The organism is Paenibacillus sp. B01, from assembly GCF_009649995.1.
In the GTDB taxonomy this organism is placed as follows: Bacteria; Bacillota; Bacilli; order Paenibacillales; family Paenibacillaceae; genus Paenibacillus_O; species Paenibacillus_O pasadenensis.
The window spans coordinates 2524968-2540940 of the sequence record NZ_CP045802.1 but is presented as its reverse complement, the minus strand read 5'-3'; the positions used below and the strand labels follow the sequence as shown (position 1 = coordinate 2540940).

The following is a 15973-nucleotide window of genomic DNA, read 5'->3' as shown; positions in this document are numbered from 1 at the left end:
CCTGGTACTAATACTTGATAGCAGTATTATAACGCTCAAGAAGGAAAAAGGGAACCTTTGCCGTCCTCCGGCCGATTCCCTTCGCCTTCACAGCGGGATGACCGGCCGCTTCGCCGGTCGTCCCTTCTTAGAAGCTCAGCGATTTGCCGAGCGTCGCCAGCATCGCATCGCCGAGCCCCTCCGACAAGCTTGGATGCGGATGGAAGCTCGCTCCGACCTCCCATGGAGCCGCGTCGAGGAACTGCGCCAGCGAAGCCTCGGCGATCAGCTCCGTCACATGAGCGCCGACCATATGCACGCCGAGCAGATCCTGCGTGCCGCGGTCGGCGATCACCTTGACGAAGCCGTCCGGATCGCCTTGCACGATCGCCTTGGCGATCGCCGCGAACGGAATCCTGGCCGTGATCGGATCATGGCCCGCGGCGCGCGCCTGCTCCTCCGTATAGCCGACGCTGGCCGTCTCCGGGCGGCTGTAGACGCAGCGCGGAATGCGATGCGGCGCCGCAGGATGCGGAGCGAGTCCGAGCAGATGCTCGACGGCGGCGATGCCTTCATGAGCGGCGGCATGAGCCAGCTGCACCCCGCCGGTGACATCGCCGATCGCATAGATATGCGGCTCGGCGGTCTGCAGCGTCGGCTTCACCTTGATCCAGCCGTCCTGCACGGCGATGTCGGTATTTTCCAGGCCGATGCCCTCGACGTTGGCCTGGCGTCCGATCGAGACGAGAAGCCTCTGCGCCTGCAGCCGCTCCTCCGTCTCTCCCTTGCGGACAGCCACGCTCACTCCGTCGCCGTCCTTGCGCAACGATTCCGGCAGCAGCGCAGCGCCGGTCAGAATACGTACTCCGCGTGCCGCCAGCGCTTTGGAGACGGCCGCGGATACGTCCGAATCCTCTCCCGGCAGCACGCGCGATGCGGCTTCCACGAGCGTCACGCTTACGCCGAAGTCGCTCAGCATCGACGCCCATTCGATGCCGATGACGCCGCCTCCGGCGATCAGCATCGAAGAAGGCAGCGTCTCCATGCGCAAGGCGTCATCGCTCGTCAGCACCTGCTCGCCATCCGCTTCCAATCCCGGCAGCAGCCGCGGCCGGGAGCCGGTCGCGACGATCAGATGACGGGAGACGACGGACTCCATCTCGCCGTCCTCCAGCTCCACGGCCAGCGAGCCGCTTTTTGGCGAGAAGATCGACGGTCCGATGATCCGTCCCCGGCCTCGGATGATTTCGATCCCATGCTTTTTCATGAGCTGTTGCAGCCCTCGATGCAGCTGATCGACCGTTTTTTCCTTGCGCTCTTGCACGCCGGCGAAGTCAAGCTTCACCGCTTCCCGGTCCACTTTGATTCCATATGTATCTGCATGGAGCAAGGTAGCATAGACCTCCGCGCTGCGCAGCAGCGCCTTGCTCGGTATGCATCCTTGATGCAGGCAAGTGCCGCCCAGCTTGGCTTGCTCCACAATCGCGACTTTTTTTCCCTCTTGCGCGGCTCGGATAGCGGCTGTGTAGCCTCCGGGCCCGCCGCCGAGCACGGCGACGTCCACTTGAATTGGCATGCGATCGATCCCTTCCGTTGCATGCGGAACGCTTCCGCATTCGTCATGTCGAGGTGAAGGGGGACATTCCCTTCTCCTCCGAGAACCTATTCTACTCCTTTTCGCCGGAGAAGAACACCGCATGGACAAGCCGGCATTTGTTGAAGTATGATGAAATAAGGCTGTTCCTGCACTTGGCCTCATTTTTCCGCAATCAGGTCGGTTGAAGGAGAGAACGACATGAAAGCAGTCATTTCCAGGTTTGTCGCCATTCTCATTCTGGTCATTCCCGGCATCGTCGCCTGTTTTGGCTTTCTCCAGATGAAAACGGCTACGTTCGACTATTTTGCCGCGTTCGGCAACGACGCCGTCATACCGAAATTCAGCTGGCTGACGTTCATTGTCGGCTTCATTCTGTTCGCGGTCGGCATCGGCTTCATCGGCGGCTGGATTTTCTTCCGCGACCGCAAGCACAATTACGTCGCTCCCCGCTTCAAGAAGAAGCGCCCGAGACCCAACGTTTAGCCCGCCATGGCATTGGCACAAGCAATCTTTCCTTCGGACTCGTACAATGTAGCATCTCACGAAGGAAAGGAGCTTTTCCCAATGTCCTGCCGTCATTCTCATTGCTCTCCCGAAACGGTCGTCGATCCCGTTCAAACCGTATACCGCGATGTGTATCATCCTCAACAAGTCACGGTGGTCCACCCGATCGAGATCGTCACGCGGCATCACTGCGTTCCGGTCCGCTGCGACGTGTACAAATATATTTGTCGCGACGAAAACGTAGGCGGAGTCGAGTCGGTATCTGAAGAAGGGCATAATCACGAAGGTTATGACCGTTCTACGATTTCCCGCAAGAAATCGGCCAAGAAATCCGTCAAATCCCGCGCCCGCTCCCGCAAGTAGCCTGATAAAGAAGACCGTTGCGGCCATCGGCCCAACGGTCTTTTTTTTATTCCCCTCGCCGCGGCATCCCCGCTCAGCTCACCTTATGCTCGATGCGCAGCTTGTCGGCGACCATCGCGATGAATTCCGAGTTGGTCGGCTTGGATTTGCTGATGTTGATCGTATAGCCGAACAGATGGCTGATCGAGTCGATGTTGCCGCGCGTCCAGGCGACCTCGATCGCGTGGCGGATCGCGCGTTCGACGCGCGATGGCGTCGTTTTGAACTTTTCGGCGATTGCCGGATAAAGCGTTTTGGTGATGGCGCCAAGAATTTCGATGTTGTTGTACACCATCGTAATTGCTTCGCGCAAATACTGGTAGCCTTTGATATGGGCGGGAACGCCGATTTCATGAATGATGCTCGTAATGTTCGCGTCAAGGTTTTTGCCTTTGGCGATCGGAACGACATTCGACTTGATCATCGACGAAGCGGAGGAGAAGGCGCCGGAGCTCGATGTCGCCACAACCGCCTGGTTGCCGACGAGCTGGCGGACGCAATTGGCCAGCATCTCCATGTCGAACGGCTTCAGGATATAGTACGAAGCGCCGAGCTGAACGGCTTTTTGCGTGATGTTCTCTTGACCGAAAGCGGTCAGCATGATGATTTTCGGCATCGGATTGAGCCCGCTTTCACGCAGCTTCTCCAGCACGCCCAGCCCATCGAGATGAGGCATGATGATGTCCAGTATAAGCACGTCGGGGATGCGGTCCGTTTCCTTCAGCAGACGCAGCACTTCTTCGCCGTTATAAGCGATGCCCGTTACTTCCATATCCTCCTGCTCCGTTATGTATTCGGACAGCAGGTTCGTAAATTCACGGTTATCATCGGCCAGCAGTACCTCAATCTTTGGCAAGGTTGGTCCTCCTTCATCACGTTGGGATGGTCTGTTTTTTGCTTGTACTATCGTTTCGACACCCCCAAGGGATTTCCTTCTGTCGAATATTATTTTTCTTTCTTTTTGATTCTCAATTCGGTATAATAATTATTTTACTCCATTTCCCGATCTTATCCGATAAAATTCGATAAAAACCAACAAAGATCTCAAGGCTTTAAGCAGCCTTGAGATCTTTGTTCGCCGTACGAAGAATAATGCCGGCATCATGCAGCATCCACTCGATGAAACAGCCATAACCGGATGAAGGATCGTTGACGAAAACATGCGTCACAGCTCCGATCAGCTTGCCATCCTGCAAAATCGGACTGCCCGACATGCCTTGCACGATGCCTCCGGTTTTCTCCAGAAGCTTCGGATCGGTCACTTTGATGACCATGCCTTTTGTCGCGGGCTGCTTCTGCTTGCTGACGTGGCTGATTTCGACGTTGAACCGTTCGACCTTTTGACCGTTCAGCACCGTGAGGATCTCGGCCGGCCCTTCATGGACTTCCTCCGAAAAAGCGACCGGCACCGCCTCGGCCTGATAGCCGTGACCGGGCTTCTGCTCCATTTTTCCAAAGATGCCGAACGGAGTATTCCGTTCGATATTGCCGAGCACATGGCTTTCGTTGACGAAGGTGGCTCGCTTTTCGCCAGGCTCGCCGTTTTGGCTTTTGTTGATCGACGTTACATTCGACTCCAGGATTTGCCCGTCGCCGACTTCGATCGCCGTGCCCGTATCCAGGTCGGTGATGACATGCCCGAGAGCTCCGTATACGCCTTGATCCGGCGCGTAGAACGTCAGTGTCCCTACGCCTGCGGCGGAATCGCGGATATACAATCCGATCCTCCACGCGCTGTCTTCCTTGTCATAGGAAGGCTTGAGCTTGACGTTCAAAAGCTTCCCGGAACGCTTTACCGTCAGCTTCAGGGGACGGTCGCGGGAGCCTGCAATCTCGGTGTAGCGAGCGATTTCCTTGACTTCCCGCACCTTGCGGCCGTCGATTTCGACGATCAGATCGCCGAGACGGAGGCCGGCTTGCTCGCCGGGCGAGACTTTGGCATCGCCTTTTTCTCCTACAAGATGATGGCCGACGACAAGAACGCCTGCAGACTTGACCTTGACTCCGATCGTTTGTCCGCCGGGGATGACTTTGAGATCAGGGACGACATCGACATGAACGGTCTTGAATGGAATCTTGCCGAACAGCTTCAAAGACAGGACGGCTTGCCCGGTTTGTCGCGGTTCAAGGGATATCGGCTTTTTTAGATCCAGCAACTGGCGATGCTCCGCTTTGCCGTTGACATGAAGGATGGAGGAATCCACCGTCATGTCCGCATGGACAGGCATATGATAGTCCAGCCGTTTCATTTGCCCGGAGAATAAACGCAGTTCATTCGGGAAGGAGGCATAATTTTGGAACGGACTGGAGATGCCGATCATGCAAACGAAGAATACGAGAACTAATCCGAACCACCGCTTGCGCTGGTTGGCGTTCATGATCTCACGCTCCCTGTAGTTCCATCGCTTGACGATTGGTCTCGCCATTTGCGTACCTATAAGGTACCCCCGCCCCCCCGATTTATGTCCATCAAAACCTTCCCTGAAAGCCTGACTCAGGCTCCTTTTTGGCGATCTGCCAGCACAAGCATTTCCTGTGCATGATGCCTCGTCTTGTCCGTCACTTCGACGCCGCCGAGCATCCGCGCCAGCTCCTCGATCCGCTCCCGGTCGGTGAGCTCCTTGACCGAGGTGGAGGTCCGGTCGTGGACGACATGCTTGCTGATCTCATAATGGTAATCGGCCATGCAGGCCACCTGCGGCAGATGCGTAATGGAGAATACCTGGCATTTGCCGGATAATTGCGACAACTTTTCCGCTATCGCTTGAGCGGCGCGTCCGCTGACGCCGGTATCGACCTCGTCGAAGATAAGCACGGGCACCTGATCGATCTCGGCGAAGATGCTCTTGAGCGCAAGCATGATGCGCGACATCTCGCCGCCGGAGGCGATCTTGCTGAGCGGCTTGAGCGGCTCGCCCGGGTTCGGAGCGAGCAGGAATCCGGCTTCGTCGATGCCATGCAGCGTCAGCTTGTAGGATTCCTCCGCAGGCTGGGCGTCCACATGGGCTCTGAACTGCGTACGTCCCATGCCGAGATCCTTGAGCTGGGACTCGACGGAGACGGACAGCAGCTCTCCGGCTTGCTTTCGTCTTGCCGACAGCCGCTCGGCCAGCTCTGCCGCTTCCGCATACGCTTCCTTCAGCGCGGCTTTGAGCTCGCGAATATGATCGTCGCGATTTTCGATCAGGCTCGCTTCATGCTTGATTTTTTTGTAATAGGCCATAATATCCGGCAAGGTGTCCCCATATTTGCGGCGAAGCCCTTTCAGCAGCGTGATCCGGTCCTCGATGCTGGCTAGACGCTCCGGATCGGATTGGATGCCTTCCTGATAGCCGCGGAGCTGATGGACCGCATCCTCCGCTTGGAAATACGCGCCCTTGATCTGCTCCACGAGCGGCTCAAGCAGCGTCGGCTGATAAGGGGCGATCTCCTCCAGCTTGGCGATGGCGGCAGCCATCGACTCCAGCGCCCCGCTGTCATGCAGCAGTCCGTAAGCGCCGGCCGCATGCGACATGATCTTGTCCGCATGCGCCAGCGTCTCCTTCTCTTGCTGGAGCTGCTCCCATTCGTCCTTGCGGAGCGCGGCCGAACGGATCTCCTCCAGCTGGAACTTGTACAGGTCGAGCATCTGCATATTTTGGCGGCTGCCCTCCATCAAGCTCTTCAACGAGGAGCGAAGCTCCCCGTACCGGAAGAACGCCGCTTGGTAAGCCCGCTTCAGCTCCGCCACCTGCTCCCCGGCGAACAGGTCTAGCCATTCCAGATGCTGCTCGGTCCGCAGTAGCGACTGATGCTCGTGCTGTCCATGGACGTTCACGAGGCATTCGCCGATTTCGCGCAGCATCGTCAGGTTGGCGATGGAGCCGTTGATCCGGCATGAGCTCTTGCCCTGAGCGGACAGCTCCCTCCGGACCGTCAGCAGATCCTCGGAGCTGCCTTTAAGCCCGAGCCGCTGCAGCACATGCCAGACCGGATGGGCGGATCCCAGCTCAAAGGAGGCCTCCATCTCCGCTTTGTCGCATCCGTAACGGACCATGTCGGACGATCCCCTCCCGCCGATGAGCAGGATGAGCGCATCGATCAGAATGGATTTTCCGGCGCCGGTCTCCCCAGTCAGCACATGGAAGCCGTCGTGGAAGCCGACGGTCACTTCTTCGATGACGGCAAGATTTCGAATGGACAGTTCGCGAAGCATAAAAACACTCCTTTGATCCGAATGGATATGAAATCAGTTCATCATGGCGAGCAGCTGCTCGACGATCTTGCTGCCGTGCTCCTTCTTGCGGCAAATCAGCAGCAAGGTGTCGTCCCCGCTGATCGTGCCCATGATCTCCGGCCATTCCATGCCGTCGACGAGCGAGGCGATCGCGTTGGCCGTGCCCGGCAGGCACTTCATGACGACGAGGTTTTCCGCCTGGTCGACATGCAGGAAGTTGTCGAGCATCGCGCGCTTGAGCTTGTTCACCGGGATGAAGCGCTGCTCCTGCGGCAAGGAATATTTGTAGCGGCCATCCTCGGACGGAATCTTGATCAGCTGCAGCTCCTTGATGTCGCGCGACACGGTCGCCTGGGTCACCTGCAGCCCGGCGGTGCGCAGAGCTTCCACAAGCTCGTCCTGCGTCTCGATGACATGCCGTCCGATGATCTCGCGGATCTTGACATGGCGTAGTCCTTTCATGCTTCAGGCCTCCTTCTTTTTCGGTACTTCGTTTACCTCGAATTTAACCGTCCTGATCCTATTCTCCTCGGTGTCGATCACCAGTATGCCCTCCAGCTCCGGAAGCAGGAGGTGGAAGACGAGGAGCCGGTCCCGCAAGCCGCTGCCTGTCCAGTCCAGCGGCTGACGCTCGCGCATGAGCTTGACGGCATACATGTCGCCGTCGCGGATCGCCACGTAATCCACATACAGGCGGCTCGCCAGCTCCTGCCCGTCCAGGTCGACGACGAGCGGAACGCGATGCTTGCCCGAGACGACCTCGTATCCGTGCGATTCGAGAAAAAGCACATGCGGGTCGTCCGGGGCCAATATCTCTCCGCGGCCGAGCACGAGCCGCTTCAGTCCCTTGGGCTCATGAAGCCAGTTGTAGAAGGCCCGGTAGGCCCAATACACGATCAACAGCGCCGAGATTACCATCACCAGCCGGTCCAAGCGATCCCTCCCGCTTCATGGTGAGGGTAACATTCGCTTTTCGACGGCGGATTTCCTTCCGGCGGAGCTGGAGAGAAGTCCGAACATTTGTTTGCTGAATTCAGAATAGCAGAACATGCGTTTGCTTGTAAAGAGGGGGACGGAATTATTTGCCGGAATGGAAATGAGCCGAAGCCTCGGTCACGATTCTCTCCAGCAGCTCTCCGTCCGGAACTGCCGCGCCGTCCTCGCGCACCCAATGCGCGAGGAACTCGATGTTGCCCTCGCCCCCGGTGATCGGCGAGAACGTGAGGCCATCAAGCTTGAATCCGGCCGCTGCGGCCTCGCCGCATACGGCCTGCAGCACCTCCAGATGGACGGCCGGATCGCGCACGATGCCGGCTTTTCCGACCTTTTCGCGCCCCGCCTCGAACTGCGGCTTGATGAGGCCGGCGACTTCGCCGCCTTGGGGCAGCAGCGGAGCGAGCGCCGGCAGGATCAGCTTGAGCGAGATGAAGCTGACGTCGATCGAGGCGCAGTCCGGCGCCGGGCCGGACAGATCCTCCGGACGGATGTACCGGAAATTCACCCGCTCCATCACCTTCACATGCGGATGCTGGCGCAGCGACCAGTCGAGCTGGTTGTAGCCGACGTCGATGGCGTACACATAAGCGGCTCCGTGCTGGAGGGCGCAGTCGGTGAAGCCTCCCGTCGAAGCCCCGATGTCGAGCATGACCCGTCCGTCCATCGCGATGCCGAACTCGCGGATCGCCTTCTCCAGCTTCAGCCCGCCTCGGCTGACGTACGGATGGAGGCTTCCCTTGACCTTGATCTCGGAGTCGCGCCTCACCTTCGTTCCGCTTTTGTCTACCGGCTCGTTGTCCACGAGCACGAGGCCGGCCATGAGCGCGGCCTTCGCCTTCTCGCGGCTGGGGTAATAGCCGAGCTCCACGAGCAATAGGTCGATTCGTTCTTTGGTCGTCACTTCCGGTTCGCTCCTTATAACCGTAGAATGGCCTGCAGCCGGATCGCCGCAGGCCATACAAGGGTTCATGAATGCTGGTTGGTGGCGCGCTTGCGCCTCGGCTGCACGGCCAGCACCTCGGCCGCCAGCCGCTGCGCGGTCAAGCCGCAGGCTTCGCGCTGCTCCTGGATGGAGGCATGCTCGACGAACTCGTCGGGAATGCCGATCAGGCTGACGCGGACCCCCGAGCGGCCCGTCAAGGCGAAATGCTCCTGGACGGCGCTTCCGAGCCCGCCCATGACCGCTCCTTCCTCCATGACGATGAGCGGCAAGCCTTCGTCGGCCAGCTCATCCAGCATCGCTCCGTCGAGCGGCTTGATGAAGCGGGCGTTGACGACACGCAGCGACAGTCCGTCGCGGCGAAGCAGCTCCGCCGCCTGCTCGGCGACCTCGACCATCGGGCCGACCGCCAGGACGGCCGCCGCGTCTCCCGGCCGGACGATTTCCCATGTCCCGATCGGGATCGGCGTCATCGCCGGATCGAGCTCGACGCCCCTGCCGCTGATGCGGGGATAGCGCACAGCGATCGGTCCGTCGTTGTAGTCGACGGCCGTCTGCATCATGTTGCGCAGCTCGTTCTCGTCCTTCGGCATCATCAGGACGATGTTCGGAATATGGCGCAGGTACGGAATGTCGAACACCCCGTGATGCGTCTCTCCGTCCGGTCCGACGAAGCCGGCCCGGTCGATGGCGAAGATGACGTTGGCGTTATGCCGGCAGATGTCGTGGACGACTTGGTCGTACGCCCGCTGCAGGAACGTCGAGTAGACGGCGTAGACCGGCTTCATGCCGTCCATCGCGAGCGCGGCGGACATCGTGGCGGCATGCTGCTCCGCGATGCCGACGTCGATCATGCGGCCGGGGAAGCGCGCGGCGAACTTCATCAGGCCGGAGCCGGCGGGCATCGCCGGCGTGACGGCGACGATGCGCTCGTCGCGCTCGGCCAGCTCGATCAGCGCGTCGCCGAAGACGTCCGTGTACATCGGCGGACCGACCGCCTTCAGCATCTGGCCCGATTCGATCTTGTATGGCGAGGCACCATGCCATTTGAACGAATCGGCCTCCGCCGGCTTGTAGCCTTTCCCCTTGACCGTGACGACATGCACGAGCACCGGCCCTTGCACGTTCGACGCCTGCTGCAGCGTCTCGAGCAGCCCTTCGAGGTCGTGTCCGTCGACCGGTCCGATGTAATGCAGGCCGAACTGCTCGAAAAGGATGCCGCTGACGAGCAGATACTTGAGGCTGTCCTTGAACCGCTCCGCCGTCTTGGCCAGCTTGCCCCCGATCGCCGGCACCTTCTGCAGCAGCGACTGAAGATCCTCCTTGGCCTTTTGGTAATGGCGGTCGGTGCGGATGCGGCCGAGATACTGATGCATCGCGCCGACGTTCGGCGCGATCGACATCTCGTTGTCGTTCAGGACGACGATCATGTCGCGCTTCTCGTGGCCGATATGGTTGAGCGCCTCCAGCGCCATGCCTCCGGTCAGGGCGCCGTCGCCGATGACCGCGACGACCTTGTTGGTCCCGCCTCTGAAGTCGCGCGCCATCGCCATGCCCATGGCGGCCGACAGCGACGTGCTGCTGTGGCCAGCCTCCCAGACGTCATGATCGCTTTCGCTCCGCTTGATGAAGCCGCATAGGCCGCCTTGCTGGCGCAGCGTATCGAAGCGGTCCTTGCGGCCGGTAAGGATCTTGTGCACGTAGGACTGGTGGCCGACGTCAAAGATGAATTTGTCCGTCGGGCTGTCGAACAGGAAGTGCAGCGCCAGCGTCAGCTCCACGACGCCGAGATTCGGCGCCAGATGTCCGCCCGTCACGGAGAGCTTTTGGACCAGGAACTCCCGGATCTCGCTTGCGAGCTGTTCCAGCTCCGGCACGGACAGGCCTTTCAGATCTTCGGGTCCGTTTAGTTTGTCGAGCAGCACGATAGGTTCCTCGCTTTCGTGAGCGGCGGGCGGATCGCCCGCCGTCCCGTCAATACACATTATTCACCATTATACCATACGAAGCGACATGAAACCTCATGCCCGCCTCAGCGGTCGCGATTCATCAGGTAGTCGGCCAGCTCCGCGAGGCGCTCCGGCTTGGGAAGCCTCGCCTCGAGCAGAGCCTGCTTCGCTTCGGCGGTGAACTGTCCGAGCAGCCTGCGGCTCTCGTCCATTCCGACGAGGTAAGGATACGTCACTTTCCCTGCGGCGGTGTCGCTGTTCGTCTTTTTGCCGAGCTTGCTCTCGTCGCCGATCAGGTCGAGGATGTCGTCCTGGATCTGGAACGCGAGGCCGAGCTTGCGGCCGAACTGCTCCAGCCGGGCCAGCTGCTCCGAGCTGGCTCCTCCGAGCCGAGCGCCGGCGGTGACGGAGAAGATGACCAGATCGCTCGTCTTGTGCTCATGGATATATTGGAGCTCGGGCAGCGTCGTCGCGCCTTGCTCGCCCTGCATGTCGGCCGCCTGGCCGCCGACCATGCCGGCCGGGCCGGACAGCCGCGACAGGTCCTCGACGATGTCGAGCACGACGGCCGTGTCCGCGCCGAAGCGGCGCGCCGAGGACGCCATGTGGAACGCATGCGTCAGCAGCCCGTCGCCGGCAAGGATCGCCATCGCTTCACCGAACACCTTATGGTTTGTCGGCTTGCCGCGGCGGTAATCGTCATTGTCCATCGCGGGCAGGTCGTCGTGGATGAGCGAGTACGTGTGGATCATCTCCACCGCGCAAGCGACGCGCAGCGCCGCCTCGCGATCCGCCTCCCCGCCTCGGGCCGCCTCGGCGGCGGCCAGCACGAGCACCGGACGGAGCCGCTTGCCTCCCGCCGACAAGGAGTAGTCCATCGACTCCCGCAGGCGCGGCGGCACGGCCCATGCTTCGGGCAGCGACCGCTTCAGCTCCGCCTCGATGAGGGCCGCATTCGTCGCCAAATAATCTGCCAGCATCGGCTGCGCGCTCATCGGGCTTCTCCCCGATCGTCCGGCAGCGCGTCGAAAGGCTCGGTCGCAAGGCCCGCGCCTCGTTCCAGCAGCGTCTCGATGCGGCGCTCGACCTGCTCCAGCTTGCCGCCGCACAGGCGGGAAAGCTCCATGCCCTCCTGGAACAGCTCGATCGCCGTCTCCAGCGGGACGTCCCCGCTCTCTAGACGACCGACGATGCCTTCCAGCTTTTCCATCGCCTGCTCGAAGCTCAGCGCCTGATCCTGCTTGCTATCGCTCATTCCTGCTCATCCTCCTTGATCGCCCACACATGGCATTCGGCACGTCCGTCCGGCAGCCGCACCTGGATCAGATCGCCTGGCTCCAGATCCTTTACGGAGCGGACCAGCTTATCGTTGCTATCTTCATATACGAGACTGTAGCCGCGCGCCATGACCTTGAGCGGACTGAGCGCGTCGAGCTGCCGCACCGAGGAGAGGATCCGCTGGCGAGCGTCCTTGACGGCGCCTCGCGCCGCTTTGGCGAGCCGCTCGTCCAGCTGCCTCAGGTCCCGCCCGGCAAAAGCGGCGCGGCTGGAAGGCGACTGGCTCTGCAACCTCCGCTCCAGCCGCTCCAGCCGCTGGCCCGAGCGCTCCGGCAGTCGCCGAGCCAGCTCCTCGAGCCGCTGCGTCAGCCGGTCCAGCCGCTGCGCCTGATCCAGCAGATAACGCCTCGGATGGACAAAATAAGGAGAGCGGCGCGCCCTCTGCAGCCGCTGCCTGCGGCTGTCCAGCGTCCGCTCCATCGCGGCATGCAGACGCTGCTCCAGCCGCCGGAGCGATTCGCCGATCTCCCCGATATGGGGAGCCGCGAGCTCGGCGGCGGCCGTCGGCGTCGCCGCCCTCCGGTCAGCCGCGAAGTCAGCGATCGTAAAATCGGTCTCGTGGCCGACAGCCGATATGACCGGAATCGCCGAAGCGGCGATCGCGCGCGCCACCGTCTCCTCGTTGAACGCCCACAGCTCCTCCAGCGAGCCGCCGCCGCGGCCGACGATGAGCACGTCCGCGCGGCCGTGCCGGTTCATCGCCTCGATGCCCTTGACGATCGACGGCGCGGCTCCGGCGCCTTGCACGACGGCGGGATAGACGAGGATCGCCGCGGCCGGATAGCGTCTCTGCAGCGTCGTGATGATGTCGCGCACCGCCGCTCCGGTCGGCGACGTGACGACGCCGACGACCGACGGATGACGGGGCAGCTCCCGCTTGCGCGACTCCGCGAACAGCCCTTCCTCCTCGAGCTTGGCCTTGAGCTGCTCGTAGGCGAGATACAGGCTGCCGAGTCCATCCGGCTGCATGGAGATGCAGTAGAACTGATAGTTTCCGTCCCGTTCGTAGACGGAGATGTTGCCGCGCGCGATGACCTTCGCGCCTTCGCGCGGACGGAACGGCAGCCGCTGGTTGTGGCTGGCGAACATGATGCATTTGAGGCGGCTGTCCTTGTCCTTGATCGTGAAGTACATATGGCCGCTGGAATGATGCGTGAAGTTCGAGATCTCGCCCCGGATCCAGACGTCCCCGAGCAGGCGGTCTCCCTCCAGCTTCATCTTGATGTATCGGGTCAGCTCCTTGACCGAATAGATCCTCGGCGTATCCGTCACGGGCTACACGCCCGCTTTCCGCTTCGCCGCCTTGAGCGTGTTCTGCATCAGCATCGCGATCGTCATCGGGCCGACGCCGCCCGGCACCGGCGTGATCGCGCCGGCGACGTCCAGGCAATCGTCGTAATCGACGTCGCCGGCGAGCTTGCCGGTCTCCAGCCGGTTGACGCCGACGTCGATGACGACCGCTCCCGGCTTGACATAGCGGCGGCCGATCGCTTTGGGCTTGCCGATGGCGACGACGAGGATGTCGGCCTGGGAAGCGATCGCCTCCATATTGTCGGTGCGGGAATGGCAGATGGTGACCGTCGCGTTCTCGCGCAGCAGCAGCATCGCGACCGGCTTGCCGACGATGTTGCTGCGGCCGATGACGACGGCATGCTTGCCGGCGGGATCGACGCCCGCGCGCCGGATCAGCTCGATGATGCCGGCAGGCGTGCAGGGCAGCAGGCTTTCGTCGCCGATGACGAGGTTGCCGGTGCTTTGCGGGCTGAAGCCGTCGACGTCCTTCTCGACGGCGATCGCGTCGATGACCGCCTTTTCATGGATATGCTTCGGCAGCGGCAGCTGCACGAGGATGCCGTGCACCGCTTCGTTCCGGTTCAGATCGGAGACGAGCGCCAGCAGCTGCTCCTCCGTCGTCTCCTCCGGCAGGCGGTGGACTTCGGAGTGGAAGCCCATCTCCTTGCATGTCTTCTCCTTGCTGCCGACGTAGACAGCCGATGCCGGGTCTCCGCCGACGAGCACGACCGCCAGGCCGGGCACGATGCCCCGCTCCTTCAGCCGCGCCGTCTCCAGACGGATCTCCTCCCGAATTTCCTGCGCGATGCGCTTGCCGTCGATCACCTTTGCGCTCATCCCGATCTCTCCCCTCGAATCTAGAGCTTGCGTCAGTTGGCCTTGAGCTTGTCCAGCTCGGCGATGAGGCGGCCGAGCACGCCGTTGACGAACTTGCCCGACTCGTCCGTGCCGAAGCGCTTGGACAGCTCGATCGCCTCGTTCACGACCGCCTTGGGCGGAACGTCGGTGCGGAACACGAGCTCGTAGCATGCCAGACGCAGCACCTGATGGTCCACCTTGGACAGGCGGTCCACCTGCCAGCCGGTCAAATACTGCTGCAGCATCTCGTCGATGGCCGATTTGCGCTCCAGCACGCCGTGCACGAGCTCCTTGGCGAACTCTCCCGTCTCGCCGGCATCCAGCTTCCCGGCTCCGGCCTCGTTCTCCTCCCGCGCCTCGGCGAGCAGCATCGCTACCGCCTCTTCCGCCGACACCTCGTTCATTTCCATTTGGTACAGGCTCTGTACCGCTATCTCACGCGCCAACCTTCGTTTCATAATGCCTCCTGAGCTTAGCTTGATTTAGTCGTAAAAAAAACCTATGATCTCCTCCCTGCTCCGAACAGCCGCGCGAGTCGCGCGGCAGGTCCGAAGTACGGAGGAGACCACAGAATCAGCGATACCGCCCGAAGCGCTGCTCGACCCAAGCGGCGATCCGCCGCCACGGGACGAGCGGCTCGCCGCCGGTATCCTTGCGCTGGCCAGCCGCATAGCCGACCCATAAGATCAGGCCGACGAAGAGCATGTCCCAAAAACCGGATACGAGGAAAACGATCGCCAGAAAAAGCGCCGCGCCGACGCCGACGATCCTGCCGCCGTATCCGTCCCACCAATCTCTCCACATCGCTGCAGGCCTCCTATTCTACGCGGCTCTTGAAGGACGGGGAAGAAATGACGTTGGCGACGAACACCGACACGGCCGCGACGGGAATGCCCGTAATCTCTTCCACGTGGTCCTTGACCGCCCGCTGGATCTCCTCCGTCAGCTGGGGAATCGACGTCTCGCCGTCCACGACCGCGCGTACGGCGATATCAAGTCCCGCCTCGGCGGTGGTGATGCGGGTCTTCAGATCCTTGACGCCGCGCTGGCGGCCGGCCGCCTTCAGCACGAGGCTCTCGACCGTATCCATCGAGATGCGGATATCGCCGAAATCGTTGCGCTGGTCGATCGAGGACGACGCGGCGCCCTTGACCCGGACGGCGACGTAGAACATCCGCAGGCTGAGCAGCAGCAGCAGGACGGCGCCGATCAGCATGGCCAGATGGACCGCGCTGCCGGAGTCGTACCATTCGGCTAAGAACGCGCTTGCATCCTCCCGGTGAATGCCGCCGGCGCTGGCGATGATGACGATGATGGCGATGATGCCGGCCGCAAGGCTGTACAAAAACAAGAGCAATCTGTCCACGATTCGGCTCAAGACGAGTTGACCTCCCATAAAGCGGAATAAACCCCCTTGCGCCGAGCGGCAGCCCAATCACAAGGGGGTGATGGTGTTTGGCTTATTTGACTCGGAGCGCCGCGTCTTCCTCTTCGATGCGCTCGCCGGCCTTGAAGTAGACGTCATGGATATGTACGTTCACTTCGACGACGATCAGCCCGGTCATCATTTCGATCGATTTCTTGACGTTGCGCTGGATTTCGGATGCGATCTCCGGAATCGGGTTGCCGTATTCGACGATGATGGACACGTCGACGGCCGCCTCGCGATGGCCGACCTCGACCTTCACGCCTTTGGAAAGGTTCTTGCGGCCGAGCAGCTCGGCGATGCCGCCGGCCAGCCCTCCGCTCATTCCGGCTACGCCGCCGACCTCGATCGTCGCCAGTCCCGCGATGACCTCGATGACTTCCGGCGCGATCTGGATCGTGCCGATATCCGTCTTTTCGTAGTCTGCTGCCATGATGCTCATCCTTAGGCGCACCTCCGTGTTGAGTAGGTGTCC

Annotated in this window: 18 protein-coding genes; 2 read left to right on the top strand and 16 right to left on the bottom strand. The window is 61.3% G+C overall.

The genetic code is table 11. From position 1 onward, the window contains the following. Positions 1-127 precede the first annotated feature (127 nt). Positions 128-1555: a dihydrolipoyl dehydrogenase gene (gene lpdA, locus GE073_RS10885; RefSeq protein ID WP_101809012.1), complete on the bottom strand. Its 1428-nt coding sequence runs from the start codon at positions 1553-1555 to the stop codon at positions 128-130. A gap of 219 nt (positions 1556-1774) precedes the next feature. Between lpdA and GE073_RS10880 the strand changes: the two genes are divergently transcribed. After that, entirely contained in the window at positions 1775-2059 is a 285-nt protein-coding gene (locus tag GE073_RS10880; protein WP_028599842.1) for a DUF2627 domain-containing protein, read from the top strand. Between the two features lie 81 nt (positions 2060-2140). After that, the gene (locus GE073_RS10875) at positions 2141-2443 is read left to right on the top strand and encodes a hypothetical protein (protein WP_084137433.1); all 303 of its coding nucleotides are present in this window, start codon (positions 2141-2143) and stop codon (positions 2441-2443) included. 73 nt (positions 2444-2516) lie between these two features. Here the strand turns inward: GE073_RS10875 and spo0A are convergent, their stop codons facing one another. From spo0A to GE073_RS10800, 15 genes are all read right to left on the bottom strand, one after another. Then, positions 2517-3338, bottom strand: a complete 822-nt coding sequence (gene spo0A / locus GE073_RS10870; protein ID WP_153783456.1) for a sporulation transcription factor Spo0A — start codon at positions 3336-3338, stop codon at positions 2517-2519. Between the two features lie 196 nt (positions 3339-3534). Continuing rightward, on the bottom strand, positions 3535-4860 hold the full coding sequence (spoIVB, locus tag GE073_RS10865; protein ID WP_028599844.1) for a SpoIVB peptidase: 1326 nt from the start codon (positions 4858-4860) through the stop codon (positions 3535-3537). A 116-nt stretch (positions 4861-4976) separates the two neighbouring features. Then, the gene (gene recN / locus GE073_RS10860) at positions 4977-6677 is read right to left on the bottom strand and encodes a DNA repair protein RecN (protein WP_028599845.1); all 1701 of its coding nucleotides are present in this window, start codon (positions 6675-6677) and stop codon (positions 4977-4979) included. 33 nt (positions 6678-6710) lie between these two features. Beyond that, positions 6711-7160: a transcriptional regulator AhrC/ArgR gene (ahrC, locus tag GE073_RS10855; RefSeq protein ID WP_028599846.1), complete on the bottom strand. Its 450-nt coding sequence runs from the start codon at positions 7158-7160 to the stop codon at positions 6711-6713. 3 nt (positions 7161-7163) lie between these two features. After that, the gene (locus GE073_RS10850; RefSeq protein ID WP_028599847.1) at positions 7164-7631 is read right to left on the bottom strand and encodes a hypothetical protein; all 468 of its coding nucleotides are present in this window, start codon (positions 7629-7631) and stop codon (positions 7164-7166) included. A gap of 145 nt (positions 7632-7776) precedes the next feature. Continuing rightward, complete coding sequence (locus GE073_RS10845; protein WP_052333434.1) at positions 7777-8652, bottom strand: TlyA family RNA methyltransferase; 876 nt, start codon at positions 8650-8652, stop codon at positions 7777-7779. Positions 8653-8660: 8 nt separating this feature from the next. Continuing rightward, the gene (gene dxs, locus GE073_RS10840; RefSeq protein ID WP_373864115.1) at positions 8661-10619 is read right to left on the bottom strand and encodes a 1-deoxy-D-xylulose-5-phosphate synthase; all 1959 of its coding nucleotides are present in this window, start codon (positions 10617-10619) and stop codon (positions 8661-8663) included. 47 nt (positions 10620-10666) lie between these two features. Then, positions 10667-11578 carry a polyprenyl synthetase family protein gene (locus GE073_RS10835; protein WP_028599850.1) on the bottom strand — a complete coding sequence of 304 codons (912 nt, stop codon included), beginning with the start codon at positions 11576-11578 and terminating at the stop codon, positions 10667-10669. After that, complete coding sequence (xseB, locus tag GE073_RS10830; protein ID WP_028599851.1) at positions 11575-11838, bottom strand: exodeoxyribonuclease VII small subunit; 264 nt, start codon at positions 11836-11838, stop codon at positions 11575-11577. The genes GE073_RS10835 and xseB overlap by 4 nt, the downstream gene beginning before the upstream one ends. Then, positions 11835-13193, bottom strand: a complete 1359-nt coding sequence (gene xseA, locus GE073_RS10825; protein ID WP_028599852.1) for an exodeoxyribonuclease VII large subunit — start codon at positions 13191-13193, stop codon at positions 11835-11837. Before xseA ends, xseB begins: the two co-directional genes overlap by 4 nt. Positions 13194-13196: 3 nt before the next feature. After that, entirely contained in the window at positions 13197-14051 is an 855-nt protein-coding gene (gene folD, locus GE073_RS10820; protein WP_028599853.1) for a bifunctional methylenetetrahydrofolate dehydrogenase/methenyltetrahydrofolate cyclohydrolase FolD, read from the bottom strand. Between the two features lie 32 nt (positions 14052-14083). Continuing rightward, positions 14084-14530: a transcription antitermination factor NusB gene (gene nusB / locus GE073_RS10815; protein WP_028599854.1), complete on the bottom strand. Its 447-nt coding sequence runs from the start codon at positions 14528-14530 to the stop codon at positions 14084-14086. A 115-nt stretch (positions 14531-14645) separates the two neighbouring features. After that, complete coding sequence (locus GE073_RS10810) at positions 14646-14876, bottom strand: DUF2273 domain-containing protein (protein ID WP_028599855.1); 231 nt, start codon at positions 14874-14876, stop codon at positions 14646-14648. A 13-nt stretch (positions 14877-14889) separates the two neighbouring features. Beyond that, on the bottom strand, positions 14890-15450 hold the full coding sequence (gene amaP, locus GE073_RS10805; RefSeq protein ID WP_028599856.1) for an alkaline shock response membrane anchor protein AmaP: 561 nt from the start codon (positions 15448-15450) through the stop codon (positions 14890-14892). Positions 15451-15532: 82 nt separating this feature from the next. Beyond that, on the bottom strand, positions 15533-15940 hold the full coding sequence (locus tag GE073_RS10800) for an Asp23/Gls24 family envelope stress response protein (protein WP_028599857.1): 408 nt from the start codon (positions 15938-15940) through the stop codon (positions 15533-15535). Between the last annotated feature and the right edge of the window lie 33 nt (positions 15941-15973).

Coding starts and splice junctions, on each gene's coding strand:
- lpdA (WP_101809012.1), bottom strand. CDS start 1,555: ATGCCAATTCAAGTGGACGTCGCCGTGCTCGGCGGCGGGCCCGGAGGC.
- GE073_RS10880 (WP_028599842.1), top strand. CDS start 1,775: ATGAAAGCAGTCATTTCCAGGTTTGTCGCCATTCTCATTCTGGTCATT.
- GE073_RS10875 (WP_084137433.1), top strand. CDS start 2,141: ATGTCCTGCCGTCATTCTCATTGCTCTCCCGAAACGGTCGTCGATCCC.
- spoIVB (WP_028599844.1), bottom strand. CDS start 4,860: ATGAACGCCAACCAGCGCAAGCGGTGGTTCGGATTAGTTCTCGTATTC.
- recN (WP_028599845.1), bottom strand. CDS start 6,677: ATGCTTCGCGAACTGTCCATTCGAAATCTTGCCGTCATCGAAGAAGTG.
- ahrC (WP_028599846.1), bottom strand. CDS start 7,160: ATGAAAGGACTACGCCATGTCAAGATCCGCGAGATCATCGGACGGCAT.
- GE073_RS10845 (WP_052333434.1), bottom strand. CDS start 8,652: ATGGCCTGCGGCGATCCGGCTGCAGGCCATTCTACGGTTATAAGGAGC.
- dxs (WP_373864115.1), bottom strand. CDS start 10,619: ATGTGTATTGACGGGACGGCGGGCGATCCGCCCGCCGCTCACGAAAGC.
- GE073_RS10835 (WP_028599850.1), bottom strand. CDS start 11,578: ATGAGCGCGCAGCCGATGCTGGCAGATTATTTGGCGACGAATGCGGCC.
- xseB (WP_028599851.1), bottom strand. CDS start 11,838: ATGAGCGATAGCAAGCAGGATCAGGCGCTGAGCTTCGAGCAGGCGATG.
- folD (WP_028599853.1), bottom strand. CDS start 14,051: ATGAGCGCAAAGGTGATCGACGGCAAGCGCATCGCGCAGGAAATTCGG.
- nusB (WP_028599854.1), bottom strand. CDS start 14,530: ATGAAACGAAGGTTGGCGCGTGAGATAGCGGTACAGAGCCTGTACCAA.
- GE073_RS10810 (WP_028599855.1), bottom strand. CDS start 14,876: ATGTGGAGAGATTGGTGGGACGGATACGGCGGCAGGATCGTCGGCGTC.
- GE073_RS10800 (WP_028599857.1), bottom strand. CDS start 15,940: ATGAGCATCATGGCAGCAGACTACGAAAAGACGGATATCGGCACGATC.